14 protein-coding genes and 1 pseudogene are annotated in these 11,588 nt (G+C 70.3%); 1 reads left to right on the forward strand and 14 read right to left on the reverse strand.

The features are described from left to right. Positions 1 to 28: 28 nt before the first annotated feature. From VLG41_RS00715 to VLG41_RS00775, 13 genes are all read right to left on the reverse strand, one after another. A complete protein-coding gene (locus VLG41_RS00715) occupies positions 29 to 1,168 on the reverse strand; it encodes a flagellar type III secretion system protein FlhB (protein ID WP_325347481.1) in 1,140 nt (379 codons plus the stop codon). Between the two features lie 3 nt (positions 1,169 to 1,171). Continuing rightward, entirely contained in the window at positions 1,172 to 1,942 is a 771-nt protein-coding gene (gene fliR, locus VLG41_RS00720; protein WP_325347482.1) for a flagellar biosynthetic protein FliR, read from the reverse strand. Positions 1,943 to 1,952: 10 nt separating this feature from the next. Next, positions 1,953 to 2,222, reverse strand: a complete 270-nt coding sequence (gene fliQ, locus VLG41_RS00725) for a flagellar biosynthesis protein FliQ (protein ID WP_325347483.1) — start codon at positions 2,220 to 2,222, stop codon at positions 1,953 to 1,955. A gap of 12 nt (positions 2,223 to 2,234) precedes the next feature. Continuing rightward, entirely contained in the window at positions 2,235 to 3,044 is an 810-nt protein-coding gene (gene fliP, locus VLG41_RS00730) for a flagellar type III secretion system pore protein FliP (RefSeq protein WP_325347484.1), read from the reverse strand. Further along, entirely contained in the window at positions 3,041 to 3,433 is a 393-nt protein-coding gene (locus tag VLG41_RS00735; RefSeq protein ID WP_325347485.1) for a FliM/FliN family flagellar motor switch protein, read from the reverse strand. The genes fliP and VLG41_RS00735 overlap by 4 nt, the downstream gene beginning before the upstream one ends. A gap of 1 nt (position 3,434) precedes the next feature. Continuing rightward, positions 3,435 to 4,307, reverse strand: coding sequence for a FliM/FliN family flagellar motor C-terminal domain-containing protein (locus VLG41_RS00740; protein WP_325347486.1), 873 nt, complete (start codon positions 4,305 to 4,307; stop codon positions 3,435 to 3,437). A gap of 7 nt (positions 4,308 to 4,314) precedes the next feature. Continuing rightward, positions 4,315 to 4,635 (reverse strand): flagellar hook-basal body complex protein FliE, encoded by a 321-nt coding sequence (locus tag VLG41_RS00745; protein WP_288251905.1) that lies wholly within the window; start codon positions 4,633 to 4,635, stop codon positions 4,315 to 4,317. Positions 4,636 to 4,813: 178 nt separating this feature from the next. Continuing rightward, positions 4,814 to 5,443: a hypothetical protein gene (locus VLG41_RS00750; protein WP_325347487.1), complete on the reverse strand. Its 630-nt coding sequence runs from the start codon at positions 5,441 to 5,443 to the stop codon at positions 4,814 to 4,816. Between the two features lie 26 nt (positions 5,444 to 5,469). After that, positions 5,470 to 6,147, reverse strand: coding sequence for a hypothetical protein (locus VLG41_RS00755; protein ID WP_325347488.1), 678 nt, complete (start codon positions 6,145 to 6,147; stop codon positions 5,470 to 5,472). 135 nt (positions 6,148 to 6,282) lie between these two features. Beyond that, positions 6,283 to 7,038, reverse strand: a complete 756-nt coding sequence (locus VLG41_RS00760; RefSeq protein ID WP_325347489.1) for a hypothetical protein — start codon at positions 7,036 to 7,038, stop codon at positions 6,283 to 6,285. 111 nt (positions 7,039 to 7,149) lie between these two features. Further along, the gene (locus tag VLG41_RS00765) at positions 7,150 to 7,506 is read right to left on the reverse strand and encodes a hypothetical protein (protein ID WP_325347490.1); all 357 of its coding nucleotides are present in this window, start codon (positions 7,504 to 7,506) and stop codon (positions 7,150 to 7,152) included. A gap of 94 nt (positions 7,507 to 7,600) precedes the next feature. Then, on the reverse strand, positions 7,601 to 9,562 hold the full coding sequence (locus VLG41_RS00770) for an alkaline phosphatase family protein (protein ID WP_325347491.1): 1,962 nt from the start codon (positions 9,560 to 9,562) through the stop codon (positions 7,601 to 7,603). A gap of 43 nt (positions 9,563 to 9,605) precedes the next feature. Continuing rightward, positions 9,606 to 10,469: a LysR family transcriptional regulator gene (locus tag VLG41_RS00775; RefSeq protein ID WP_325347492.1), complete on the reverse strand. Its 864-nt coding sequence runs from the start codon at positions 10,467 to 10,469 to the stop codon at positions 9,606 to 9,608. Between the two features lie 78 nt (positions 10,470 to 10,547). On the opposite strand from VLG41_RS00775, the gene VLG41_RS00780 reads away from it, so the two are divergent. Beyond that, positions 10,548 to 11,498 (forward strand): DMT family transporter, encoded by a 951-nt coding sequence (locus VLG41_RS00780; RefSeq protein ID WP_325347493.1) that lies wholly within the window; start codon positions 10,548 to 10,550, stop codon positions 11,496 to 11,498. Here the strand turns inward: VLG41_RS00780 and VLG41_RS00785 are convergent. Then, a pseudogene (locus VLG41_RS00785) lies at positions 11,446 to 11,588 on the reverse strand (DNA starvation/stationary phase protection protein); the annotation flags it as partial. The gene VLG41_RS00780 and the pseudogene VLG41_RS00785 sit on opposite strands and share 53 nt — an antisense overlap.

An 11,588-nucleotide genomic window follows, 5' to 3' on the forward strand; every position in this document is an offset into this window, starting at 1 on the left:
AGGTCGTTGAGCAGCGAGTTCATGGGGTTCATGTCGGTCCGGGGCCGCTCAGGTGGGCGGGCACGTCAAGATCGGAGGGCAGGTGCGGCTCGCTGCGGCGCTGGCCCTGGCGGAAGGCCTTGAGCGCGAGCACGTGGCGCAACACCACGGCCACGGCCTGGTACAGCGCGGCGGGAATCTGCTGGCGCACCTGGCTGGTGTGGTAGACGGCGCGCGCCAGCGGCGGCACGCGCAGCACCTCCACGCCCGCCTCCTCCGCGACGCGGCGGATGTAGAACGCCATCTCGTCCAGGCCCTTGGCCACCACGAAGGGGGCGTCGGCTTTCTGCGTGTCGTACTTGATGGCCACGGCGTAGTGCTCGGGGTTGACGATGACCACGTCGGCGGTGGGCACGGTCTTGCGCACGCCGCGCCGTGCGATCTGCTGCTGGATCTGGCGGATGCGCTGCTTCACCTCGGGCCGGCCTTCGGTGGTCTTGTGCTCTTCCTTGATGTCGCGCTTGCTCATGCGCTGCTCGCGCAGGTAGACCAGGCGCTGGATGGGCACGTCGATGAGCGCGTAGAGCACGAACACGGCCACCAGCGAGAACACGGCGGCCTGCGCCAGCGACAGGGCCTGCGGCAAGGCCTCGCCCAGGGGCAGCGCGGTCACGCGCAGGAAGCCCTTGATGCTGCCGTTCATGACGTAGTAGAGGACGCCGAACAGCGTGAAGGCCTTGAGCGCGGTGGTGGCGAACTCGGCCAGGTGCTTGGCCTTGGTGATGCGCTGGAAGTAGTTCATCGGGTTGAGCCGTTCCAGCTTGGGGATGAGGTTCTCGGTGCTGAGGATCCAGCCGCCGGGGAACAGCGAGGCGGCCAGCACGCACAGTGGCACGATGAACAGCGGCAGCAGCATCTTGGCCAGCAGCAGCATCACGGGCACGAAGGCGTGCGAGAACAGGTTGTCGAGCGCGCCGTCGCCCTCGGCCACCACGAAGCCCAGCGCGAAGAGGCGGCGGAAGTCGGCCAGGTAGCCCGGCGCCAGCAGCACGATGGCCTGCAGGCACACCACCAGGCCCACGGCGGTGGCCAGGTCCTTCGAGCGCGCCACCTGTCCCTGCTCGCGCGCCTTGCGCAGCTTCTGCGGTGTGGCGGCTTCGGTCTTGTCGCCGGTCTGGTCCTGGGCCATGGCTCAGTTCCGCATGAGCTGTTCGAGCATTTCGAGAACCCGCGTGGTGAGGTTCACGTATTGCTGCGGGATGAGCTGCAGCATGCCGCCGAGCATGAACAGGCCGAAGACGATGATGAGCGAGAAGCCCAGGGAGAACAGGTTGAAGGTGGGTGCCACGCGGTTGAGGAAGCCGAAGCCGATCTGCACCACCAGGGCCGAGAAGATCACCGGCAGCGAGAGCAGCAGCGCGGCCGAGAACACCCAGCCCACCTGCAGCGGCAGCACGGTGAGCGCCTGCTCGGGAATGCCCGCGCCCACCGGCCAGGCGCGAAAGCTCGAACCCATGACACCGCTGAACACCAGGTGGCCGTCCACCGCGAAGAAGATGAGGATGGTGAGGATGTAGATGAGCGCGCTCACCACGTCGGACGAGGCGCCGCTCATGGGGTCGTTCATCTGCGCCATGGCCAGGCCCATCTGGCTGGAGGCCATGTAGCCCAGCAGCGCGAACACGGCCATGATCATCTGGAAACCGATGCCGATGATGAGCCCGATGGCCACCTGCTCGATGGTGGTGACGATGCCCAGCAGCGAGAACGGGGAGATCGGTTGCGGCGGGGCGGCGATGGGCAGCAGCACCACGGCCAGCGTCAGCGCCAGCAGCACGCGCACGGTGACGGGCACCATGTTCTCGCCGATGACGGGCATGAACGTGAGGATGGCCAGCACCCGAACGAAGGGCCACCACAGCGCCATGAGCGTGGCGAGCATCTGGCCGAAGACGGGTTCCATGGCGCGGGGCTCACAGGGCCAGTTGCGCCGCGCGTTCGAAGATGGCGCGCGCGTAGTCCATGAGCCTGCTGGTGAGCCAGGTGCCCATGACGATGATGGACGCCAGCGTGACCAGCAGGCGCGGCAGGAAGCTCAGGGTCTGTTCGTTGATCTGCGTGGCGGCTTGGAACAGGCTCACCAGCACGCCCACGATGAGGCCGGGCGTGATGAGCATGGTGACGATCAGCACCACCAGCTTGAGGCACTCGGCCACCAGTTCGACGGCGATCTCGGGGGTCATCGCTTGGCCTCGCTAGATGGCGCGCACGCTGGTGACCAGCGTGTTCACGGTGAGGGTCCAGCCGTCCACCAGCACGAACAGCAGCAGCTTGAGCGGCAGCGAGATCACCAGGGGCGACAGCATCATCATGCCCATGGCCATCAGCACCGAGGACACCACCAGGTCGATGACCAGGAAGGGGATGAAGAGCATGCAGCCGATCATGAAGGCCGTCTTGAGCTCGCTGAGCACGAAGGCGGCGAGCTTGACGGTGAAGGGGTGCTGCGCCGGGTCGCTCACCTCGGGTGCGCCCGAGAGCGTGGCGATCTGCTTGAGCGAGGCCTGGCTGGTCTGCGCGAGCATGAAGCGCGAGAGCGGCACTTCGGCGCGGTTGAGCGCCTCCTGCAAACCGATGCTGCCCTGGTCGTAGGGCAGCATGGCCTCTGTCCAGATACGATCGCCCACGGGGCGCATGACCAGCATGGTGAGGATGAGGGCGATGCCGGTGAGCACGCGCGCCGGCAGGCCCTGCTGCAGGCCCAGGGCCTGGCGCAGCAGCGAGAGCACGATGATGAAGCGCGTGAAGCTGGTCATCATCAGGACCATGGCGGGCAGCAGGCCCAGCAGGGTCATGATGATCAGGATCTGCGTCCTGATGGTGTAGTCGGTGGTGTTGCCGGTGGTGGTGCTGCTGAAGATCTGCAGGCCGCCCGCGGCCGGGCCGGCGTTGCCGGCCGCCTGCGCGAACGCGCCCTCGGGCCAGGCGAGGGCGGCAAGGGTCAGGGCGGCGCCGGCCGCGGCGGCCAGGCGCGCCACGCCGCGCGGGCGCAGGGCGAGGGTCATGGGGTGAAGCTGTCGAGGTCGAGGTCGCTGACCTCAAGGACCTTGAGGCCGTAGTTCTCGCCGCTGACCACCACCTCGGCCTTGCCGATGGCCACGCCGTTGATCTTCATGGTGAGCGGCTCGCCGGCCAGCACGTCGAGCTCGACCACGCTGTCGGGGCGCAGGTGGGCCACGTCTTCCAGCGAGACCTTGGCCGAGCCGAGTTCCAGCGTCAGCGTGACGGGGATGCGGCGCATGAGCCGGCCCAGGCCCAGCGTGGGCGCGGCGGGCGCGGGCGCCGGGGCGGCGGCTTCGGTGGCGCCGGCCATCTCCTGCATCACGGCGGCGAAGGCGTCGTCGGTGCCGGGCGCGGTGGCCAGGGAATCGAGGGAGGGATGGTCGATGGACATATCAGACTTCCTGCAGGTTGGTCAGGCACAGGCGGCCCTTGTTCTCGACCACCATGGCCTTGAGCACGGGGTTGTCCTGCACCCGCACGGTGGCGGTGTCGAGCGAGATGGCGAGCACGTCGCCCGGCTTGAGGCCGAGCAGCTCGCCCAGGGGCAAGGTTTTCTGGGCCAGGCGCACGTCCAGGCGCAGCGGCAGGGCGCGGCGCAGGCTGGCGCCGTCGGCGGCGCGCGCGGCGGACTGTCGTCGCGCGGGCGCGAGCTGGCGCAGCGCGGTGGCCAGGGTGTCGCTGTCGAGCGCGAACACCACCAGGCCCAGCGGCGCCGAGCCCGCGAGCACCTGGGCCCACAGGAACATGGTGGGGCCGCTGATGGGGCACCGCGCGGTCGGCAGGTTCTGTTCGAGCTGCAGCGAGGACTCGTCGTCGGCCGTGTGCTCGCCGGCGCCGATGCGGCGCATCAGCGCCTGGCTCAGCACTTGGCCGAGCTGCGCGGCCAGGCGTTGCTCGGTGGCGGTTTCCAGCGGCGGCACGCAGCGCGCGCCGAGCTCCCAGTCGGTGGAGCCGTAGCGGCGCGCCAGCAGCGCGGTGAGGGCCGAGCGCTCGATGGCGAAGGCGCTGCGGCCTGCGCCGCTGCGGTAGGTGGCCCAGCGCAGGGTGGTCTCGATGGGGTTGGTGCGGCCGTGCGACACGCCGCCCAGTCGCACCGGCGCGCCCACGCGGCCCGGGAAGGCCGCCGCCAGGGCCTGGTCCAGGTCCTGTTGCGTGAGCTGGAAGAGCGAGTCCAGCGCGTGGATGGGACGGCCGAGTTCGCAGGGGTCGAGCGCGGTGAGGCGTGCGCCCGCGGCCGGGGGGAGGATGTGCGGGGTGTGGGACATGAATGCCTCAGATCGGCAGCTTCATGAGCTCGTCGAAGGCGCCGACGACCTTGTTGCGCACCTGCATCATCATGTTGAAGTTCAGGCTGGCTTCCTGGCTCTTGAGCATGGCGCCGACCAGGTCGTCGCTGCGGCCGCTCTCCACGGCGCTGACGGCGGCCTGCGCGGCATGGCCCTTGTCGTCGGCCGCGCGCAGCAGGCCACCGACGTGCTGAGTGAACGAAGGGCCCTGCGCCGCGCCCGAGGGCAGGACGTCGGCGAGCTGGGCCTGCGCCGTCTGCATCTGCTGCAGGCTGGCGTGGATGGAGGAAAGCATCGACGGGTTCAAGGGCGCTCCCTGGATGGGTATTTGTGATTTGTGGAAATGTACTGTCGCGAATCGTAATACGCGCGGATGACGCGTCAAGCGACGCGCCGGACGCAATCGGCGTGGATGGGATGAACGGTGGAGTGAAGGCGCCTGACGGCGTCGGCCCTGCGGCGCGGGGCCGACGCCCCGGCGCGGCTCAGAGCTGGATCTGGATGTGCGGCAAGAAGCGCACGCTGGCGTCCTCGAAGCGCTTCTTGTCGTAGCGCAGGGTGGCCGCCCAGAGCACGATGGACGGGTCGATGGCCGGGTTCACCGGGTGCACGATGCAGCGCACCGCCTTCTCGTGCTGGAAGGTCTTGGCCACGCAGTCGGGGTACTTCAAGGCCAGATTCACCAGCGACTCATCGGCCACCGAGGCCCGTCGCGCGCCGGTGTCGCGCACGATCCACTCCACCCACTGGTCGCGCAGCTCATCGCGCAGCGCGGCGCCGATGCGGTCGAAGTGGACCCAGCCCGTTTCCGCCACCGTGTCCCGGCGCGCCTGCTCGCGCGTGAGGTGGAAGTTGTCCACGCGGTAGTTCAGGTCGACCATGAGCACGCGGTTGAGCCCCGCCGCGCGCTGGTGCTCCTGCGTCCACTTGGACGCGGCCACCAGCGCGGCCTGCTTGGCGCTGGCGCCGTACACGCCGGTGATGAGTCCGGTGGACAGCTCGGCGTTGTGCCCCGCGAAGGCCAGGCTGCAGTCGCGCAGGCGGATGCGCTCGGGCACGTCGCGCGTGTGCGCCAGGAAGGACAGCTGGATCATGTCGCGTTGCTTGGCCACCATGGCGGTCTCCTGTTCCTGCGCCGCGTTCAGGCCTTGCGGGCCGCGGCCTTCGGGCGCGCGGGCGCGGCGGCCTTCTTCGATTTCACGCCGGGCTTGCGCCCGGTCTTCTCGCGCGTGGGCGGGAAGTCCGGCGTGGGCACGCGGAACTCCACGTCGAGGTCCACGCCGCGCATCGCCCACACCTTCTTCGCGACGCGCTCGAGCAACTCACGCGGGTCGTCCACCTGCTTGAGCTTGCTCAGGATGCATTCGATCACCGCGTAGGCGGGCAGGTCGGTGTCGTTGCGGCGGCGGTCGTCGGACAGCCACTGGTACTGCCGCGCCGAGGAGCGGCCGAAGATCTTGGCGAAGCGCGTGCCGAGGTCCACGCGTGCCCAGGTCTCCAGCTCGGTGCCCACGAAGGGCTCCAGCGCGGGGTCGTACATCAGGTGGAACAGCTCCTTGATGGAGTAGCGCGCCCAGCCCCGTTCGCGCGGCACCTCCTCGTACAGGCGGATGAGCAGCTCCAGCGCCTCGGGCAGCAGGGGCAGGGCGCACATCTTGTTGTAGTGGTTGGAGTTGCGAAACCCCAGCGCGTATTGCGCGTCGTACTTGGAGAGGTTGTGCTCGCCGCGCCATTCCTCGATGTCCAGTCCCATCATGGGCCGCTGCGAGCGCGGTTTGGACAGATCGACCAGGGGTCGCTTGAGGGTGCTTGCGTTCATGTCTCGTGGGGCGGGGGCGTGGCCCTCGACCGGGTGTCATTGGTATTTCACACTTTGCGGAGTTTAGCTTCAACAAAGTGAGTTAGTGAGCGCCGACCCTCGTTGGCCGCCGCTACCGGATGGGCGGCGCGCCACTCAGGCGCGCAGCGGTTCGAGCAGGCCGAAGGCGCTGTTGGCGCGCATTTCGAGGAAGCCGCCGGCGCACATGCGCGCGGTGTAGAACTGCTCGAAGCTGGCGACCGGGCCCAGCCCATCGACGAAGGACCGGTAGGCGGCCCACAACTGCTCGAACAGCTCGGGCGGGCAGGGGTAGCGGCGGAACACGTCCTGCAGGCGGCTGCGCTCGTAGCGCCAGTGCAGTTCCCGCGGATCGCCCGTGGCGGCGGCCTCGTCGATGCGAGCGCCCAGCGTCTCGAAGCTGAGCAGGCGCTGCAGCTCCAGTTGAATGGTGGGGCCACCCGGCTCCAGCGGGCGCTCACTGGCCTCGGCCGGGCCACCCGCGGCCGGCACCACGGTGCCGCAAAGTTGGCCGTGGTGGGCGACGGCGCGGCGGGCGACCACCCAGGCCGCATTGCCCAGGGTGGGCGCGCCGCGCGCATCCAGGTCGGGCAGGGACAGTTGCACGTGGCCTGGCAGGCGCCGCGAAGGCTCGGCGCGCAGCTCCACCACCAGGAAAAGCACCGCTTCGGCGTACAGGCGCAGCACCGACTGGCGCGCTTCGCGCGGCGCGTCGGCCTCGGGCATGCCCCGGCCCTGCACCACCTCTGCGCTGGCGTCGTGCGGGCGCGTGCTCAGGTGCAGGGAGATGCGCTCCAGCGGCACGCGCGGCGGGCGCAGCACCTCCACGGCCCAGGCCAGCGTCCGCGCGGGATCGGTCAATTCCTCGTGCACGGCCGCCTCCCCGGGCGGGCACCGGCGTCGGTGGCGTCGCGCAGATTTACAGTTCGCGGATATGCACACATGCGAAACATTATTCACCAGAATGGCGGATCGTGCACGTGTTCAGCGGCGGAAGTGTTGTTCGAGTTCGGTGAGCACGCCGTCGATCCCCTGCAGCGTGCCGGCCAGGTCGCGGCACAACAGCAGCCATTCCTGGCGCTGAGCCGAGTGCTCGGGGGCCGTGTCGGCGGCGATGAGCTGCACGGTGGACTCGAGGTCGGCGCCGGCGCGCTGGCGCAGGCCCATGGCATGGATGAACAGGCCGCGCGCGGTTTCCTGGGTGTCGCCCATGGCGGCGCGGGTGTCGTCGCTGCTGGTCATCACGTCCGCCATCAGCAGGTTGCGGATGGTCTCCAGCGTGCCGGTGAGGTGGCGCATGCGCTCGCAGACGGCGACGAGCTTGTCGAAGGCGTTTTCCATGGAGCCATCGACCTTAGCAAAGCGGGCGCGCGGTGTCCCGTGAAGGGGATCACATGGCGCCTGCGGCGGATCGGCGGACAGGCGCCGGCGGGCATCAGTCCTCGCGCGCCTCCGCCTCGCGTGGCACGAAGTCCACGTCGCGCCCGTCGCACAGCAGTTGCCGGATGCGCACCGGCGCGCCGTGTTCGTCGAAGTGCACCAGGCCGATGCCGGCACCGTTGAGCAGGCGCCGCCCATGCGGCGTGCCCTCGGGCTTGCGCGGCGTGACCAACATGCGCCGGCGCCGCGTGAAGCGGTTGAGCGGCGAGCGCGGCGAGAACAGCCAGCGGTTGAGGTGATCGAGCTTCTCGAGCAGGCCGTCGGGGAAGGTATTGCGCAGGCCGCTGCTGCAGATCTGCCAGATGTGCGGGCCTTGCACCGGCGCCTTTCTCCGTCCGCGCGGACGAAGCTGTACGTCGTAGACGAAGGAGTAGTGCACGTCCCCGGAGAGCACCACGAAGGTCTGCGGCGTCTTGGGGTGGCGGAAGATGTTGAGCATGGCGCTGGCCGCGCCGGGGTGTGACATCCAGTTCTCGGCGTCCACCAGCAGGGGCTGGCCGAAGAAGCTGAAGATCCGCTGCACCGTCTCGATGAGCTTGACGCCGAAGATGGGGGCCGAGGCCACCAGCAGCACGGCGGGGTGGCCGCGCAGGGCCTGCTGCAGATCGGTGAGGGCCTCCCAGTCCATCAGGCCGGAGGGGCGGCGGGGCGAGACCTCCGAGCGCCATCGGTGCGTGCGGCTGTCCAGCACCATCAGCGGCGGCGTGGTGGGCCACACGTAATGCCAGTCGCGCCAGTGCAGCAGGCGCTCGATGAGCGCCTCGTGCGCCTCGCCGCCGGGCTCGTCCAGCGCGGCCTGCGCCTGCTCCAGCAACGCGTCCTCGGCGAAGGCCTCGGGCCGGTTGCCCCAGCCCTGGTTGAGCAGGTAGGCGATGAGCGCGTTGCCGATGACGCGGCGCGAGAAGGGGTGGCCGTAGGCGACGTCCTCCCACTCGCGGCTGAGGTTCCAGTCGTCGGTGACGTCGTGGTCGTCGAAGACCATGGCCACGGGCAGGTGCGCGAGCACGCGCCGCACCGCGCCCAGGCCCTGGCGGAAGTTGTCGATGGCGCGGGCCTCGCGCGCGTAGCGCTCGGCGTTGTCCTCGCTCAGGCCGGGCGGGGGCGACAGGTCCAGGCCCTGCCAGGGCAGCGGCGACCAGACCAGCAGGTACATGGCGAGCACCTCGCCCAGGGTGATGAGGTGGTTGTGCGCGTTGTCGGTGGTGAAGATGGGCTTCTTCACGCCTTCGAACACCAGGTCGATGAGGCGCTCGCTCCTGGGGGTGCGGGGCAGCAGTTGCTCGCGCCGGTAGTAGGTGGCGGGGTGGGCGAGCAGGTCGCGGGTGCCGCGCACCTCGCTGCCGTCGGCACCGGCGATGGCTTCCTCGCGCAGGCCCAGGCGCTGCATGAGGCCGTGGATGGCGCGCAGCATCGGGCCGGCCACGTCGTCGCAATAGACCTGGTCGCCGCTGAGCACGAGGGCGGTGGGCCACTGCAGGTGGTCGCGGGTGGCGTCAGCGAGCAGGGCTTGCACGTGCGCGTCGGCGCGCGCCAGGCCGTCGCCGCCACCGGCGTGGTGCGGTTTGCGGCAGGAGCCGTGCAGCAAGGCGCGCACCGCGGGCGCAAAGCGCAGGCCGGGCCTGTCGCGGCCGGGATAGCAGAGCGCGGGGTCGTCGATCGGCGCCCACGCGCCGTCGGTGCCGGCGAGCTCGAAGCGGTAGCCCGTCCAGACGTCGGGGATGAGATCGGTGTCGAGCTCGAGCTCGATCAGCAGGATCGCCAGCCGATCACCCGCGCGCAGGGTGTGCACGGTCGGTGTGTGGGTGGAGGCCTCACCGCCGTCGGGCAGCAGGGTCACGCGCAGTTGGACGGGGGCCTGGCTGCAGGCCAGCCACCAGGCGATGCGGTGGGCCTGCACCCGGCGCAGCACGGGACCGGCGAGCACGGGGGGCAGGGTGTCGGTCGGGGTGTCGGTCATGAAGGGGGCATTCTGGCGGGCGCGTGTGAAGCGCCGGTCTTGCTCAGGTGGCCTGCCGCAAGGTCTGCACCAGCACGCGGTGCAGCGCGTCAACCGCCGGTGAGCCGCGCGAGGCGCGGCTGCGGTAGGCCGCCACGGCCATGGGCGCGAGCGGCCCCAGCCCATGCTCGGCCCCCAGCACCTGCAGGTGCGCGGGCGCGCTGCACTGCGTGAGCACGGCCACCGCGAGCCCGCTCTCCACCGCCGCGAGCTGCCCCGCCAGGCTGGAGCTGTGGTACGCCACGCGGTGCCGGCGGCCTTGCAGCGAGAGCGTGGTCAGCGCGTGCTTGCGCGCCAGGCTGCTGTCTTCGTACACGGCGATGGGCAAGGGGTCGCGGCGCCAGACGTCGAACTGCGGCGAACCGACCCAAACCAAGGGCTCGTGAAACAGCAGCGTGCCGCGCTGCGCGTGGTCGCGCGAGACCAGGGCCAGATCGAGCTCGCCGCGCGCCACGCGCGGGATGAGCCGGGTCGATTGCTCGCAATCGAGTTCGATCTCCACCGCCGCGTGGCGCGCGGCGAAGCGCTTGAGCACGGGCGTGAGGTAGCGCGCGGCGTAGTCGTCGGGCACGCCCAGGTGCACGCGGCCGAGCAGGGTGTCGGGCTTCATGGCCGCTTGCGCCTCGGCGTGAAGGTCGAGCAGGCGGCGCGCATAGCCCAGCAGGGCCTGGCCGTCGGGCGTGAGCTCGAGCCGGCGCGGCCCGCGCAGCAGCAGCGGTTTGCCGACCGCGCGCTCGAGTTTCTGCAACTGCATGCTGACCGCCGATTGCGAGCGGTTCACCTCGGGCGCGGCGGCCGACAGCGAACCCGCGTCGACCACGGCGACGAAGCACTTGAGCCAGTCGATCTGCAGGTCGTCGGCGCGCATGAGTGAATCCGTTTATCGAATGAAATGCATGCGAATTATCCGCTTCTCGAAACCCAACGCGGCGACCACAGTGCGGGCATGAACGACCCCGACGCACGCAACGAACGCCTGGCCGCCTGGCGCATGGCCCTGGGTGGCCTGATCCTGGGCACGCTGGGCGTGTTCCTGCTGGAGTCGGGCAGCGACCCGGCCTCGGCGGCCTGGTTCCGCTGCGCTTTCGGGCTGCTGGCGCTCACGCTGTGGGCCTGGGCGGCGCGGCGCGCGCCGTTGTGGCGGCTGCCCGCCGGCACGGCGGTGCGCGTGGTGGTGGCGGCCGCGCTGGTGGTGCTGAGTTGGGTGGTCTTCTTCGCCGCGATCCAGCGCCTGTCGGTGGGGCTGGCCACGGTGGTGTTTCACGTGCAGCCGCTGTGTCTGATGCTGGCCGGCGCGTGGTGGCTGGGCGAGCCGCTGCCGCGCGCGCGCATCGCCGCCGCGCTGCTGGCCCTGCTGGGCCTCTCTTTGGCCACGGGCTTGGTCGGCGGCGCCGACGCTGTGGTGTCCATGCTGGGCGTGGGCCTGTGCCTGGTGGCCGTGGTGGGCCAGACGGTGGTGGGCGTGCTGCTGCGCGCACGCACGCCGGTGCCGCCGCTGGCACTGGCCTGGTGGCAGTGCGCGGTGGGCGCGCTGGCGCTGTGGCCCTGGGTGCTGATGGCGGGCTGGCCCGCCTGGGGCCCCGCCTGGGGCTGGCTGGCCGCGCTGGGCGTGGTGCACACGGGCCTGGCCTACGTGCTCATCTACGGCGGCATGGCGCGCCTGAGCACCTCGCGCACGGCGTTGCTGCAGTTCGTCTACCCGGGGGCCACGCTGGTGTGCGATGCGCTGGTGTACGACCGCTGGCTCGCGCCAGCGCAATGGGTGGGCGTGGCGCTGATGGGGCTGGCCCTGTGGTGGGGCGGCCGGCCCGCGCACGCTGGCTCGGGCGCGGCTGCCAAGGGACTCACTCTTCCAGAAGGGAGCGCAGCATCCACGCGGTCTGCTCGTGCACCGTGAGGCGCTGCACCAGCACGTCGGCGGTGGGCTCGTCGCTGGCCTTGTCGACCAGATCGAACATGGCGCGCGCGGTGCGCGCCGCGCCTTCGT

Source organism: Hydrogenophaga sp., from assembly GCF_035481345.1.
In the GTDB taxonomy this organism is placed as follows: Bacteria; Pseudomonadota; Gammaproteobacteria; order Burkholderiales; family Burkholderiaceae_C; genus Hydrogenophaga.